This window comes from Thermoanaerobacter ethanolicus JW 200 (assembly GCF_003722315.1).
In the GTDB taxonomy this organism is placed as follows: domain Bacteria; phylum Bacillota; class Thermoanaerobacteria; order Thermoanaerobacterales; family Thermoanaerobacteraceae; genus Thermoanaerobacter; species Thermoanaerobacter ethanolicus.
This window is the reverse complement of sequence record NZ_CP033580.1, coordinates 1,447,120-1,462,568: the sequence shown is the minus strand read 5'-3', so window position 1 is coordinate 1,462,568 and position 15,449 is coordinate 1,447,120. Positions and strand designations below refer to the sequence as shown.

The window sequence follows — 15,449 nt, the reverse complement described above, 5'->3', positions numbered from 1 at the left end:
CATGGGTTGTCACTTCAGATTTTACTTCCATGACTTATCCTTGAGACCTCCCCGGGTAAGAACGATAACTTTCATCTCATATATCTGCCAGATTTACTGTATGGGATTCGGGTAGTGTTGGACTTCGTTTTGTTACGCAAACTCATCCATCCCAATTCAGCCTCTTATCTGGTTCTTGTTCATCAGACCGAGATTTTGCCTTAAGCTTCCTTCAGATTCCACCTCACGATGGACACCCTTGCTCTTGGCTAGTGGTTCCCACTACCAAGCCCACAGCGGACTTTCACCGCCTAGTTATCGCCCATGCCGGGCGCACATAAAGCTGCCCAAAAATTTCCTTGGGCAGCTTTTTCATATTGATTCTTTATTCAAATTCTATCTCAAAATGGCCATATTTTTTGTTATTGTCAACAACAACTTCGAGATCTACATTAAATTTCTCTTTGTAAAATTTTACAATTTCCTTTTCTGCCGCGATTTTAACAACTTTATCATTCCCTTTTATGTAGATTTTTCGCACTTTTATATGTCGCAACACTCTCTCTATATTATTCCTTAATCTTTTGTAGATGTACTCAGTTGAATAAACCATCCCTTCCCCTTCACATATAGGGCATTTTTCTTTAAGGTATGAGCCTACTTGCGACCTCACTCTTTTTCTTGTCATCTCAACAAGCCCTAATTGAGTATACCCTAATACACTGCATTTTGTCCTGTCTTTTTGGAGTTCTTTTTTGAAAAACTCCAGCAAATCCTTTCTAAAATTTTCATTTTTCATGTCTATAAAGTCAATAATAATTATTCCACCAATATCTCTTAACTTAAGCTGCAGGGCAATTTCTTCTGCTGCTTCAAGATTGGTCTTGTATATTGTCTCCTCTAAAGAAGATTTTCCTACGTACTTTCCTGTGTTTACATCAATTACAGTAAGAGCTTCTGTTTGGTCTATTATTACAAAACCTCCACTTTTTAACCATACCTTTTTTTCTAACAATTTCTCAACTTGAAAATCTGCTCCATAAATCCCCATTAAGTCTCCTTCTTCATAAGTAACTGAAATATTTTCCTTTCCTACATTTTTTAAATATCTTTTTATGTTCTCATACTCTTCTTTGTCGTTTACCACAATTTCATCTACCTCATCAGAAAGCAAATCCCTCAAATACTTAATTGCAAAATCCTCTTCTTTGTATATCAAAGAAGGAAGGGGAGCATTTTGAAAATCTTTTTGTATTTTCTCATACAAGCGAATTAATTCGTCTAAATCCTCCCGCATTTGCTGTTCTGTCGCCTCTAATGCAGCTGTTCTGACAATTATCCCCATACCATCAGGTTTTAATTCTTTCACAATTTCCTGAAGCCTTTTCCTTTCCCCTTCTTCCTCAATCCTATGGGAAATTCCGACGTAGTCGACATTAGGCATTAAAACGACATATTTCCCCGGCAAAGAAATATTAGCGGTCACTCTGGGATTTTTCATGCCTACTGCTTCTTTTGATACTTGAACCATTATTGGTTGGCCTGGTTTTAAAACTTGTGTAATGCTTTTGGGTAAATTTTCTTGTTGAAAAAGCACATCGTCAGAAAATAAAAAAGCGTTCTTACCAATTCCAATATCTACAAAGGCCGCCTGCATACCTTTTAAAACATTTTGAATCTTACCTTTATAAATATTTCCCAAAATATTTTTTCCATCTCTTTTCTCTGGATGGTACTCCTTTAGCTTCCCATTTTCTAATAAAGCAATTTGACTCAAATTTTCATCAATGTCCAATATAAGTCTTTTCAAAATTTTCACCCCGTACTTATTCTAAAATCATATTTTTTCTGTGAAGTTTATAAAAGTCCATATCAAACAAGTCTCCAATGTAATCATTCAAAGCTTTTAATAAATGCAATGGATTAGGAGCTCCCTCTCCTAATTTTAATTTTATATAAAATTTAAAATAATCTTCTGCCTCTTCAATTACCTTTAATTCCAAAACATAAGGTCTTATATTTACCATTTTTCTGCCACTTTTACTCTCTTTTTCTATCTCAATTATATCTCTTTTCATAAATTCTTCTATTTTATTTTGAATATCTTTAATACTTTTTTTAACATTGACTTGCAAAATATACTCTGCTCCTTTTATTTTTGTAGAAAGCGCATCATTTAATTCTACCTCATAACTTTCCACAATTTCAATACCAGGTGGTAACACTTTGTTCATCTTTTTTCTGAATTCTTCAGGAGAAATATCTTCTTCCACATCTATATCCATATAATCTCCTTCTGTCGTTGCTCCCACCACAAGTGCAGGCCCAAAAGAAATTTTGGGATGGGGATTAAATCCTTGTGAAAAAGCCACTTTTATATCGGCTCTTCTCAAAGCCCTTTGAAATACTCGCAAAAGGTCTAAATGGGAAATAAATTTGACTCTTTCATCTTTTGTATATTTATTTCTTAGACGCTTCAAAACATACTACCCCCTCATCAAAGTCCTTTACTCCACAACCTGTACAATAGAGCCTGCAGTCAGGTGTAATTCTTCCTTCTTGAGATTTTTTATATTCTCTAATCAAATATCTTTTATCCACCCCAACGTCTATTACATCCCATGGAAATACTTCTTCTAAACTTCTTTCTCTATTGGCATAAAAGTGAGGATTTACACCTACCTCCTTAAAAGCCTCTTCCCATTTGTCATAATTAAGATATTCTTCCCATCCGTCAAATTTGCATCCTTTTTCCCAGGCTTTTATTATAGCTTTTCCTACTTTTCTATCTCCTCTTGAAATAACAGCCTCTAAAAAACTCATATAAGGATTGTGCCAATTGTACTTTAACACTTTACTCTTAAGTTTCTTTTTTAGCAAGTCTTGCTTTTCCATTATATCTTTAATGCTGTCTTGAGCTGTCCACTGAAAAGGTGTAAAAGGTTTAGGCACAAAAGTAGAAGTGCTTATAGTGACTTTTAAATTCTTCACATTCCCTTTTACTTCTTTGTAATTATCCACTATTTTATAAGCCAAATCCACTATTCCCTCTACATCCTCCATCATCTCTGTAGGAAGACCAATCATAAAATAAAGTTTGACATTTGTCCATCCTGCAGAAAAAGCCTCTTTTGTCGCCTCTAAAATATCTTCCTCTGTAATCCCTTTATTAATTACGTCTCTAAGTCTTTGTGTACCAGCTTCTGGTGCTAAAGTAAGACCTGTTTTTCTAACTTTTTGTATTTCTTTTAACAAATTTATAGATACAGCGTCTACTCGTGTAGAGGGTATAGAAACTCCAACTCCTTTATCCTTATATTTATCAATCAGTTTTTTGACTAAGTCTTCAATTTGAGAATAATCACAAGTACTTAAAGAAGTTAAAGATATTTCCTCATACCCTGTAGATTTTATAAGCTTGTCCGCTAAATCTAAAATTTTTTCCTTTGATTTTTCCCTCACTGGCCTATATATCATGCCAGCTTGACAAAATCTACAACCACGAGTACATCCTCTAAAAATTTCTAACATTATTCTATCGTGAACTATGTCCATAAAAGGAACAATTTGCTCCTCAGGATGATACACATTTTCAAAATCTTTAACTATTCTTTTCTTTACCTTTTCGGGCACTCCTTTTTTAATAGTCCTTATCTCTTTTATTGTTCCATCTTGATTGTATACTTCCATATAGTACTTAGGAACATATACTCCTTTGATTTGAGAAACAATTTGTAAAAATTCTTCTCTTTCTCCTCCTCTTTTCTTCCAATCTATATAAGCGTCAATAATTTCATTTATGACCTCTTCTCCTTCTCCCATTACAAAAAAGTCAATAACGTCAGATAAAGGAGCAGGGTTATAAGCACAGGGTCCACCAGCAATGACAAAAGGTAACCCTTTCCTATCTCTTGATAGGATAGGAATACCCGCTAAGTTAAGCATATTTATTACATTTGTATAACTTAACTCATACTGGAGAGTAAAACCTATAAAGTCAAATTTATCTAATGGGGTTTTTGTCTCTAAACTAAAAAGAGGAATGTCATTTTCCCTCATGAGTTTTTCCATATCCAACCATGGCGCAAAAACCCTTTCACAATATACGTCTTCTCTTTTGTTTAAAAGATGGTATAAAATTCTAAGCCCCAAATGAGACATTCCCACTTCATATACATCCGGAAAAGCAAAAGCAAACCTTACTTTGACTTCCTCCGGATTTTTTATAGAAGAATTTAATTCTCCTCCTGTGTATCTTGTAGGTTTGCTTACTTTCATAAGCAAAGCATCTATTTTATCCTTTAAGTTATTCATCTTCCTTCCTCCATAGTCATTTTATAATCTCACCAATTGGTAAATACAATCCATGTTCTACCGCATATTCAAAAAGCTGAGTCTCGGTTATTCTATATTTTTCCCTAAATTTGTCGTCTAATATTATTATAACATGGTATTTAGCAGGTATAAAACTTTTTATAACATTTGCAATTGTCTCCTTTTCTAATACTGCTATATGATGTACCCCCATCAATCCTTTTTTGTAGAACTCTGCTTTTTTTCTAAAAAGATCTCTCATTTGCAAAAAAGCTGATGCCTTTTTCTCTTTATTTGCCGCGACTACTAATAACACCGATAAAAAAGCATAAACAACATTTAGCTTCCAATTGAATATGCCTTTTAGAAGAAGATATAACATAACGAGAGAAATAGCATAGGAAGAAAAAACAGCAGTCGCAATAGCACTTCTTAGGCTAATAAAATATGACAAAACACTTTTTAAAACCCGTCCTCCATCCAAAGGAAGCCCTGGCAGTAGATTAAAAAAAGCCATTGCAATACTAGCTTTTATAAAATAATCCATGTCTATTTGTAAAACTTGTGAAATGAATTCTCCAAAAAAAACAAAAAAAATATTGGACATAGGTCCTGCCAGTGCAACTAACACTTCTAAGTCTGGTCTTATAAACACTATGCTGTCCAAAAGAGCAATTCCTCCAAAAGGATAGATATTGACTTGTAGCACCTCTACTTTTAGTTTCTTGGCAATATAAATGTGTCCACATTCGTGAACGAAAACTGTAGCAAAAATAGCAATTAATTCTTTTATAAATCCCGTTGCAATTAAAAGTAATGCAAATGCAAAAGTAGAAAAATGTATTTTTACTTCAATCCCTCTAAATTTCATTTTGCGCCTTCACTGGCAGCATCCCCTATAACAACCTTTGTCAAGGGGTCTACTGGCTTGCCATTTTCCCAAACTTCAAAATGCAAGTGAGGAGCAGTGACTTTCCCAGTATCGCCTGTCTTCCCAATTATATCCCCTTGTTTTACTTGGTCTTTTTCTTTCACTAAAATTTCTGATAAATGAGCATAGACGGTCCTTACATCATTAGCATGCCTTAAAACTATGACTTTTCCAAAATCCTGGTTTTGCTCCTCCACTAACATTACTACCCCATCTAATGCTGCCTTCACTTCTGTTCCAATAGGAGCATCTATATCAATACCAGTATGATTTGTCAATTGGTTTGTAATAGGATCAACCCTCATTCCAAAGCCAGAGGTTACCTTTCCAGTAACAGGTGCAATCATTTTGATAGAAGCCTGAGAAACATCAGAAGAAGTTTTATTTTCTGAAGTTTTTTCTTCAGTGGGAGAAAAAACTTTTATCACACTTTCTTTAAGCCAAGGAATCTTACTTTGAACTAATTTTAACCCTTTCTTTGTGTTTTCGTAATTCATATCATAACTTAGCGCACTTTTAGTAGCATTTATAAAAGAGTTAGCTATAGGCACGTCAACTGCTTTAAAAAGCAAAATCATTCCTAATAAAACTAATGAAATAATTAATTGATTTTCAAATAGCTCTGCATACTTTTTGTAAGTGCTAAATTTTTTGGGAGAATAATAAGGAATTCGTTGGTATTTCATGATATATGCCTCCTTCTATGTTACATTTTATTTTGAAGGAGGCATTATTATGATAAATTATTTTATTTATCTGCTATTTCTCTCCACTCTAAAAGTCCTTGCTCCATTCCCTTCAATAAAACTTCTGCAGTAGCGATATTAGTCGCCAATGGAATAGAATGCACATCACAAACTCTAAGCAGAGCCAAAATATCTGGTTCATGGGGTTGAGCCGTAAGTGGGTCTCTTAAAAAAATCACCATATCAATCTTATTTTCAGCAATCATTGCACCAATCTGTTGGTCTCCACCAAGAGGGCCGGGTAAAAGGCAATTTACATTTAGACCTGTCGCCTCCTTGATAAGTTGTCCTGTATGGCCTGTTGCGTATATATTGCATTTTTCAAAGATATGCTTATAGGCAATTGCGAAATTCACCATAAGTTCTTTTTTTTGGTCATGGGCTATCAAAGCTATATTCATAGAAATTCCCCCTAAAAGTTTATCTTTTGCCTTCTCATGCTTATATTTTCTAAAAGTCCTATTGCCATCATGTCTGCTACCATTGCACTTCCCCCATAGCTCATAAAGGGAAGAGGAATACCTGTGATTGGCATTATCCCAATAGTCATCCCTATATTTTCAAAGATATGAAATGTAAACATAGCAATAATTCCTACGGCCACGAGCATTCCATATTTATCCTTAGCATTATAAGCAATCTTCCAAGCTTTATACAGCATAATGGCATAGAGAACTATCAGTATAGATGCCCCTATAAACCCTAATTCTTCCCCTACAACAGAAAAAATAAAGTCTGTCCATGCTTCGGGAAGATAATAGAGCTGAGTTTGGCTGCCGTGAAAAAGCCCCTTCCCCCAAAACATTCCTGAACCGATAGCAATTTTAGACTGAATCACATGATAACCTGTTCCCATTGGGTCCAGTTCCGGATTTAAAAAGGATAAAAGTCTATTTCTCTGGTAAGGTTTTAATAGTTTGTATCCAATAGGCAGCAGGGCAATTCCTAAGGCAAAAAGCTGTGTCAATACCCTTGTTCTTATCCCCGAGATATATACTATCGCTAAAAAAATTGCAATAAATACAAGCCCTGTCCCTAAATCCGGCTGCAACATCACCGCAACAAAAGGAATCCCTACATAAACCATTGGCCACAAAAGTTCTTTAAAGGTCTTTATTTCTTCCGCCTTGCTAAACATATTCGCCAAAGTTAGCACTAATGCCAACTTAGAAAATTCGGAAGGCTGAAGATCCACAGGCCCTAAACTTATCCAGCTTTGTGCACCGTTACTTACCTTTCCTGTTGCTAAAACTAGCACAAGACCAAAAAGGTTGAGAATATATATAAAAGTAGAAAACTTAGCAAGAATATTATAATCAAAAAGACATATTAGAGCGATAGAAATAAGTCCTATTAAAATTGCCGCAGACTGAACAATAACTTTTTTGTAGGAACCCGTCTGAATTGCATGAGAAGCACTTGTCACTACAATAACGCTATATATAGAGATTAAAAGCACAACAATCAAAAGTCCCCAGTCAAAGTTTTTTAAAAGTTTTTTATCAAACACTTTAATCCCCTCTTTTTCAGCAATCCAACTTGTATTATACCATATAAAAGAGATTTTCACTATATAAAAAAACTGGCCTACGGCCAGTTATCTTATCACCTGTTTCATTTTCTTTATAGGAATATTCGCATGAAGAGCAGGCATATAGGTATTATCACTTCTTTTTTCTTTTGTAATTTCTACATTTAGTCCTGCTTCATCAATATCCACGTAATTAGAAATAACGTTTAATATGTCTTCTTTTATCATTTCCAAAAATTTAGGAGAAACGTCCGCCCTATCATGGACCAATAAAAGTTGTAACCTTTCTTTTGCTATATCTTTACTGTTGTTTTTTCCTCCAAAAGATTTAAATAAATCCACAAATCACACCTCCTAAAAGCGCTAAGCCAGCTTAAAAAGCTTTTTGAGTCTATCCATAAATCCATTTCCTATATCAAGGTTAATTAAAGGCACATTATTCCCTAAAAGTCTTTCCACCAAATTTCTATAGGCTTGTCCTGCTAATGACCTCTCATCCATAACAATCGGTTCACCTTTATTGGAAGAAATAATTATATTTTCATCATCAGGAATGACACCTAAAAGGTCAATAGCTAAAATATCTATAATATCTTCAATATCCATCATATCTCCTCTTTTGACCATATCCATCTTAATCCTGTTTATAACTAACTTAGGATTGTGAAGTTCCGCAGCCTCTAAAAGTCCTATAATCCTATCAGCATCTCTAACCGCTGAAACTTCTGGAGTAGTTATGACAATTGCTCTATCAGCACCTGCAATTGCATTTCTAAATCCTTGTTCAATACCTGCAGGACAATCTACTAATATATAGTCAAATTCCTCTTTCAAATCTCCTATTAATTTTTGCATTTGCTCTGGAGTAACAGCAGATTTATCTCTTGTTTGAGCGGCAGGTAAAAGATATAGCCCATCAAACCTTTTGTCCTTTATCAAAGCTTGCTTTAATCTGCACTGCCCCTCTACTACATCAACAATATCATACACAATTCTATTTTCCAATCCCATCACTACATCAAGATTTCTTAAACCTATATCAGTATCGACTAAAGCAACTTTATAACCTTTCATAGCAAGGTATGTACCAATATTTGCAGTAGAAGTAGTTTTCCCAACTCCACCTTTTCCAGAAGTTATAACTATTGCTTCGCTCATCGTACCACTCCATTCCATTAATATTATTTTTTAGAATATTTTACCATAAATCATTGAGATGGTAAAGAGGTTTTACAATAATTTTACCTTTTTTAACAACTGCAATTTCGGGATAATCACTGGCATCATCTTTATCTGGAGCCCTGGAGATAACATTAGCTATTCTAAGCTGCATTGCTCTTAAGGAAGAAGCTACAATTACAGCCTCCTTATTGCCAGTAAATCCCGCATGAGCTATTCCCCTCAACGTCCCCATAACAACTATATTACCGGCAGCTTGTACTAATCCTCCAGGATTCACATCCCCAATTATTACAAGATTACCATGGTATTTCACAACCTGTCCTGACCTAACAGTACCTTTATGAAATTTTGTTATCCCCTCTTCTAACCCATTAAATATTTCGTCATCTGTCACATTTTTTATATGTTTTTCTTGAAAATTTTTTACCCGCACCTCAATGCCGTATTTATCAAAAATAAAGTCTTTTAATTCTTGTAATTTCTCTTCTTTGACGTTTAAACTTTTTACTCTCACAGTAAGAGTTGCACCCTCAAAAAATTTAAGAGATTTCTCAATTCTATTCACTATTTTCTCTTTTAGTATTTCAATATCTACATCCTCTTCTAATACAATTACCAGCCCTTCTTTTGTCCCTTGAATTTTTATTGCTTCTTTTATCATAATCTACCTCCGTAAAACACTCGTTATTATCTATATTCTCCACAAATCGTAATTTTCCTTCTTGTTAAAGAAAAAAAGAGGATAAAATATCCTCACCCACAAATCATCTTATAGGCAAATTTATCACATTGAAGGTTTCACCTGTATTATTCTTACTCAATCCAAAATAAGCATCAAAAATATCTCTCGCTACATAACCTGCGTAAGAACCATGTCCTCCTTGGTATATAACCGCAACTACAACTATTTGAGGATCATCATAAGGAGCAAAGCCAACAAACCAAGCATAATTAGCCCTTCCAACTACTTCTGCAGTACCTGTCTTGCCCCCTACAGGAATAGGAAAATTGCGAAAAGCACCGCTTGCAGTACCTCCTCTTTCAGTTACTCCTTTCATACCTAACTTTATAGCATCGAGGTATTTCTTGGGAATATGAATTCTATCTAAAACTTCTGGCTTTGTTTCCTCAACAATTTTTCCATCTGGGGACACAATTTTATCAACTAAATGAAGTTTATATCTAATTCCTCCATTTATTAATGTAGACACATAACTAGCAATTTCTAAAGGAGTAAACTGATTATCTCCTTGTCCTATTGCCGCACTACAAGTATCTGTCAAGCTCCAATGTTTTGCATAATACATCATTTCCCATAACTTTCTTTGAAGCTTTGTATCTTTTATACCCATCTTTTCTAATTGTAAAAAGGTATTATAGTCACTCAAATTCCCTTTATCAATGATTTCTACAATTTTTTGATACTGTTCTTCCGTTATAACTCCATCTGGATTTGTATCTGTTTTCACCATTGATTTTATCAACCCAAGATAATATTCTCTTTTATATTGTGGACTTGCAATAACACCTTTTGCTTCATACAGCTCTATTCCTGTTTTTTGGTCTAAACCAAATTTCTTGGCATATTCGACTATTTTATCTATTCCCATTCTTCTTCCCATTTCATAAAAATAGGTATCAGTAGAATATTTAATTGCATCAGAAACATTCACCCAACCTTGTGTCCGTGGCCATAGCCAGTTACGCTGTCCTGTATAAGGATATATTCCTGGGTCTAAATATTTTTCATCAACTGTTGTGACACCAGTGTCTAAAGCTGCGAATGCAACAGCCATCTTGAAGGTAGATCCTGGAGGTACTGCTCCTTGAGTTGCATAATTGAAAATAGGACTTGGATCAGCTGTAGCATCTCTTGATTTAAAAAGTTCATTTACTACATCTTTAGGGGGATTGCCAGTAGCAAAAATGTTTGGATCATAACCAGGGATACTGGCTAATGCTAAAACTTTTCCTGTGTTTACATCTACAACCACTGCTGCTCCAATATTAGCAGGAAAAGACTCGCCATATTTCCCCTCTCTTATATTTTGCATAGTTGTGATAAGAGATTGTTCTGCCGCCTCTTGAATATTTTTGTCAATGGTTAAAAATATAGTATCACCTGGTACAGGAGGTTCTGTCCCTAAATTCTTTATTAATCTTCCATAATTATCTACTACTACTTGTTGTCCACCATCTTTTCCTCTTAAATACTTTTCATACAATGCTTCAAGTCCAGAATGCCCAACCAAATCTGTAAGCTTGTATTTACTCATATCCAAGTTTTTTAAATCTTCTTGAGTAATTCGACCAATATATCCTAAAGTTTGGGATAATAGTGTTTCATAAGGATAATATCTAACAGGTTTTACATTTATCATAATTCCTGGCAATTCTAAATGTTTTTCCTCAATCTCGGCAACTGTTTTTTGATCGACATCCACAGCTATTTCTACTGGCTGATATTGATTATAGCCTTGTTCTTCCATTAATTGACGCACAACCATTATTTTTCTCGCTTCTATTGGATCCATATCCTTAGGTATTTTAAATTTTTTTATCAAAATATCCCATGCCTCTTTAGCAGTAGCATTTTCATTTATGTTATTAGCTTTTTTCCAGGCTTTTTCTCGAGTTTTTAAAGTTTCTTCTTTTACTGATACTTCATCTGAATTTTTAAAATTGAAATAAGGATTTCCATTTTCATCTAAATAGATAGGCAAATCATCTTTATATTTTACATTATTCTTCGTCAAAATATCCATTAATTTTAATATAGTCTCGTTAAGGTGACTATCAACTATTTCTCCTTTTATAATATCTACAGAAAAGCTTGGTCTATTTGTGGCTAACTTTACTCCATATCTATCAACAATTTCCCCACGAGGAGCATCAATAGGTATAAGTCTAATTGCTTGCCGCATTGATATTTCTCTATAATAGTCGCCTTTTATCAGTTGTAAATAAATTAAGCGGGAAACTAAAACGACAAGAAGGGCAAGGATAATAGCTCCAAAAGTATAAAACTTTTTTTTAAGGCTCTCATTCAAGGATATCACCTTCAAAATTTGCTTTTCCTAAAAAAATTTACTTTATTTTCATTAACATATCTGTTAAAGGAAACTAAATATCTATAGGCAAAAGCAGTAATTACAGAATTATAAACCGCCTGTATCATCGCAACATTCATAAAATCTGATAAGAAATTAAACTCATACTTCATCAAAACCATTGAAAACATCGTTATAAGGTTATAAAGAAGGGTTCCTAAAAAGACAAACACAAAAGCCACAAAAGAACTTTCTTTAAAAACACTTTTGCTTAAAAGCCCTGTAATGTAGCTGACAATGAGCAAAGAAAAAGTAGTAACCCCTAGAGCATTATTAAAAAGAATGTCTTGAATAAGCCCGGCAAAAAGACTTAAATAAATTGCTTCCCAAGAGCCATTTAAAAGTGAAAAACTTAGTACTACAATAAAAGCTGCATCTGGTTTGACGCCAAAGATATCTATAAATCTGAATAAAGTTGTTTGTAAAACAATTAACAAAACAATCAATAGATATTTGTATACTTTTCTCATAATACTCTACTTCCCTGTATTTGTTGTATTAGTAACTACAAAAACATACTCCAATCTTTCAAAATCAGCGGCTGGTTTTATGACGGCTTGTTTTAGCAAAGAACCTGGGTCTCGAGTAACTTTTGATACTTTTCCTATTATCAAACCTTTTGGGAATCTACTCATACCAGAAGTAGTTACTACATCACCTTCTATCAATTCGGCATCTAAGGGAAGATATATCATGATAAGTCCACCGTTTGAATCTCCTCTTACCACACCATTATCACGAGTTCGTACATCTACAGCGCTTACAGAACTATCTCTATCTATAATGGCTAATACCTTTGCCCAATTGTCTCCTACTTCAGTAATCTGTCCCACCATATTGCCTCTCTCGTCTAAAACTGCCATGCCAGGTTGTATACCCTCATTTTTGCCTTTATCAATAGTAAAAGTATTAAACCAATTTCCTGAATTCTTTCCTGTTATAGTAGCAAGTTTTAAATCTAGTTCAACATTTTCTGTTTTAAAATTTAAAGCTTCTTTAAGCCTTTTATTTTCGTTCATTAATTCCTGTAACTGAATATTTTCTTTTCTCAGTTTTTCTACTTCTTTTTGAAGTTTTTCATTTGTTGCCCTTAAAGTACCTATCTCACTAATTGAAGAAAACAAATTAGAAATTCCCTCTCCCATTTGATAGAAAACTTTTTGAATGGGAGTAAAAACAGTTCCAACTATAGATTCTACTTTAGTAACATACCTTTCGGTATCATAAGTATAAGCCATGGCGGCAATAAGCGCCACGGCTATCAAAAAAAACAAAATAAATTGCTTATTATTTCTAAAAAAGCGTGGCACGCCAATAACACCTCTCAAGCTCTACTTGCCGGACTTAAAACTCTCCTAAAGAGGGAACTTTCCTCTAAAATTTTCCCTGCTCCAAGTGCCACACAATCCGTTGGCTGATCAGCTATTTGTACAGGCATTCCTGTTTCCTCTCTTATGAGCTTGTCTATGCCGCTCAAAAGAGCACCACCGCCTGTTAACATAATTCCTCTGTCCATGATGTCTGCTGCAAGCTCTGGTGGAGTCTTTTCAAGAGTCATCTTTATAGCTTCAATTATACTAGATATTGGATCTTTTAAAGCTTCCAAAATCTCAGTTGAAGTAATCTTTAAAGTTTTTGGAAGCCCAGACACCAAATCCCTTCCCCTTATATCCATAGTTTCTTCTTTATCCTTTGGAAAAGCTGAACCAATTTGTATCTTTATCTCTTCTGCAGTCCTTTCTCCTATCATGAGGTTATATTCTCTCTTTATATAATTGATTATGGCTTCATCCATTTCATCTCCGCCAACTCTCAAAGACTTGCTGGTAACAATTCCTCCAAGAGAAATTACAGCCACATCTGTAGTACCACCGCCTATGTCTACAACCATACTGCCAGTTGGTTCTTCAACAGGAAGACCTGCACCAATTGCTGCAGCCATAGGCTCTTCTACTGTATGAGCTTCTTTCGCCCCTGCTTGTAAAGCTGCTTCAATAACTGCTCTTTTCTCTACTTCCGTAACCCCTGAAGGTATACCAACTATAACTCTAGGCCTAAATAATCCTTTTCTTGGATTAACTTTACTTATAAAGTGATCCAACATAGCCTTAGTTATATCAAAATCAGCTATTACACCATCTCTCATAGGCCTTATAGCGATTATGTTTCCAGGAGTTCTACCTACCATCTTTTTTGCTTCTTCTCCAACTGCAAGAATTGTCTTCGAATCTGTCCTCATCGCCACAACGGATGGCTCTCTTAAAACAATTCCCTTACCTTGTACATATACCAAAGTTGTGGCAGTACCTAAATCAATTCCAATATCTCTGGAAAATCCTCTCATCTGCGTATACTCCTTCCTATTTTATTCAAACTCATAATACCCCTTTTCTTTAAGACTTATACCTCTCCCATCCCCAATTATAACATGATCTAAAACTTTTATACCCAGTATATTTCCCCCTTCTACCAGCCTTTTTGTCACTTCTATATCTTCTCTGCTAGGAGTAGGGTCTCCACTGGGATGATTGTGAACAAGAATTATAGAGGAAGATGACCTTTCAATTGCAGCCTTAAATACTTCTCTTGGATGCACAATGGAAGTATTTAAACTACCTATAGATATAGTCTCTATTGCAATAACTTTATTCTTTACATTAAGCATTATCACTTTAAAATGCTCTTTCGTCAAATACCTCATTTCATCCATCATCAAATTTATGACATCTTCTGGCGATGTTATTGTGAAACTATCACTTCCCGTAGATAACATCATTCTGCGTCCTAATTCTACTGCAGCTTTTAGCTTTACTGCCTTAGCTACACCAATTCCTTTTATGCTGGCAAGCTTTTCTACGCTTGAATCTACAATGAATTTAAGCCCTCTATCTTCCATTATAAGCCTTTGCGCTAAAGTAATCGCACTTTCTCTTTTACTTCCTGTCCCTATTATTATAGCTATCAATTCGGCATTTGACAATACTTGAGCTCCATGTTTTATAAGTCTTTCTCTGGGTCTTTCCTCATAAGGCAAGTCTTTTATCATGATTTTCGCATCCTTGCCCAATACTTTCACCCTTTCAAAGTAACCTCACATCAAACTCTCTTTTTAAAATATCAAAAAGTTTTGAAATTGGAAGACCTACCACATTAAAATAATCTCCTACAATCTTTTCAACAATAAGAGCACCAAATCCTTGTATAGCATATGCTCCCGCTTTATCATAACATTCGCCAGTATCTATATAATTAAATATTTCCTCATCTTGTAATTTTTTAATCCAAACTTTTGTCTCTTCAAAATCACTTACATATTTAAAATCTTTAGTCCTAACAATAGTAATTCCTGTATATACTGTATGAACTCTTCCTTGTAAGCTTTTAAGCATAATATAGGCTTCATCTCTATCCTTTGGTTTTCCTAAAACTTTATCTTCAATTACTACAATAGTATCAGCACCAATTACTATAGCTTCTTCCTTTAATTTTTTAGCAACCAACATGGCTTTATTAAAAGATAAATCCATAACATATCTTGAAGGATGCTTTTCATTTGAAAACTCCTCCACATTACTTTCGATCACTTCAAAGTCGAGTCCTAAATTTGAAAGTAACTCTCTTCTTCTTGGCGATTTAGAAGCGAGGACAATTTTCAT

Annotated in this window: 16 protein-coding genes; all 16 read right to left on the bottom strand. The window is 34.5% G+C overall.

Annotated features, from left to right (window positions below; translation table 11 throughout):
* Nucleotides 1-364: 364 nt before the first annotated feature.
* Nucleotides 365-1,798 carry an Rne/Rng family ribonuclease gene (locus tag EB239_RS07180; RefSeq protein ID WP_003870962.1) on the bottom strand — a complete coding sequence of 478 codons (1,434 nt, stop codon included), beginning with the start codon at nucleotides 1,796-1,798 and terminating at the stop codon, nucleotides 365-367.
* Between the two features lie 7 nt (nucleotides 1,799-1,805).
* On the bottom strand, nucleotides 1,806-2,459 hold the full coding sequence (locus EB239_RS07175; protein ID WP_003870963.1) for a TIGR03936 family radical SAM-associated protein: 654 nt from the start codon (nucleotides 2,457-2,459) through the stop codon (nucleotides 1,806-1,808).
* Nucleotides 2,440-4,293 (bottom strand): TIGR03960 family B12-binding radical SAM protein, encoded by a 1,854-nt coding sequence (locus EB239_RS07170; protein WP_003870964.1) that lies wholly within the window; start codon nucleotides 4,291-4,293, stop codon nucleotides 2,440-2,442. The genes EB239_RS07175 and EB239_RS07170 overlap by 20 nt, the downstream gene beginning before the upstream one ends.
* Before the next feature lie 16 nt (nucleotides 4,294-4,309).
* Complete coding sequence (locus tag EB239_RS07165) at nucleotides 4,310-5,164, bottom strand: M50 family metallopeptidase (RefSeq protein WP_003870965.1); 855 nt, start codon at nucleotides 5,162-5,164, stop codon at nucleotides 4,310-4,312.
* Entirely contained in the window at nucleotides 5,161-5,910 is a 750-nt protein-coding gene (locus EB239_RS07160) for a M23 family metallopeptidase (RefSeq protein ID WP_003870966.1), read from the bottom strand. The genes EB239_RS07165 and EB239_RS07160 overlap by 4 nt, the downstream gene beginning before the upstream one ends.
* Nucleotides 5,911-5,972: 62 nt before the next feature.
* Complete coding sequence (mgsA, locus tag EB239_RS07155) at nucleotides 5,973-6,371, bottom strand: methylglyoxal synthase (RefSeq protein ID WP_003870967.1); 399 nt, start codon at nucleotides 6,369-6,371, stop codon at nucleotides 5,973-5,975.
* Between the two features lie 11 nt (nucleotides 6,372-6,382).
* Nucleotides 6,383-7,480: a rod shape-determining protein RodA gene (gene rodA, locus EB239_RS07150; protein WP_003870968.1), complete on the bottom strand. Its 1,098-nt coding sequence runs from the start codon at nucleotides 7,478-7,480 to the stop codon at nucleotides 6,383-6,385.
* An 87-nt stretch (nucleotides 7,481-7,567) separates the two neighbouring features.
* Nucleotides 7,568-7,843: a cell division topological specificity factor MinE gene (gene minE, locus EB239_RS07145; RefSeq protein WP_003870969.1), complete on the bottom strand. Its 276-nt coding sequence runs from the start codon at nucleotides 7,841-7,843 to the stop codon at nucleotides 7,568-7,570.
* A gap of 21 nt (nucleotides 7,844-7,864) precedes the next feature.
* Nucleotides 7,865-8,659 (bottom strand): septum site-determining protein MinD, encoded by a 795-nt coding sequence (gene minD / locus EB239_RS07140; RefSeq protein WP_003870970.1) that lies wholly within the window; start codon nucleotides 8,657-8,659, stop codon nucleotides 7,865-7,867.
* A 40-nt stretch (nucleotides 8,660-8,699) separates the two neighbouring features.
* A complete protein-coding gene (gene minC, locus EB239_RS07135) occupies nucleotides 8,700-9,344 on the bottom strand; it encodes a septum site-determining protein MinC (protein ID WP_003870971.1) in 645 nt (214 codons plus the stop codon).
* 103 nt (nucleotides 9,345-9,447) lie between these two features.
* Nucleotides 9,448-11,748: a penicillin-binding protein 2 gene (locus EB239_RS07130; RefSeq protein ID WP_003870972.1), complete on the bottom strand. Its 2,301-nt coding sequence runs from the start codon at nucleotides 11,746-11,748 to the stop codon at nucleotides 9,448-9,450.
* Nucleotides 11,745-12,263 carry a rod shape-determining protein MreD gene (gene mreD, locus EB239_RS07125; RefSeq protein ID WP_003870973.1) on the bottom strand — a complete coding sequence of 173 codons (519 nt, stop codon included), beginning with the start codon at nucleotides 12,261-12,263 and terminating at the stop codon, nucleotides 11,745-11,747. The genes EB239_RS07130 and mreD overlap by 4 nt, the downstream gene beginning before the upstream one ends.
* A 6-nt stretch (nucleotides 12,264-12,269) precedes the next feature.
* On the bottom strand, nucleotides 12,270-13,103 hold the full coding sequence (mreC, locus tag EB239_RS07120; protein WP_003870974.1) for a rod shape-determining protein MreC: 834 nt from the start codon (nucleotides 13,101-13,103) through the stop codon (nucleotides 12,270-12,272).
* 14 nt (nucleotides 13,104-13,117) lie between these two features.
* Nucleotides 13,118-14,137, bottom strand: a complete 1,020-nt coding sequence (locus tag EB239_RS07115; protein ID WP_003870975.1) for a rod shape-determining protein — start codon at nucleotides 14,135-14,137, stop codon at nucleotides 13,118-13,120.
* A 21-nt stretch (nucleotides 14,138-14,158) separates the two neighbouring features.
* On the bottom strand, nucleotides 14,159-14,839 hold the full coding sequence (radC, locus tag EB239_RS07110) for a RadC family protein (RefSeq protein WP_003870976.1): 681 nt from the start codon (nucleotides 14,837-14,839) through the stop codon (nucleotides 14,159-14,161).
* 34 nt (nucleotides 14,840-14,873) lie between these two features.
* A complete protein-coding gene (locus tag EB239_RS07105) occupies nucleotides 14,874-15,449 on the bottom strand; it encodes a nucleoside triphosphate pyrophosphatase (protein ID WP_003870977.1) in 576 nt (191 codons plus the stop codon).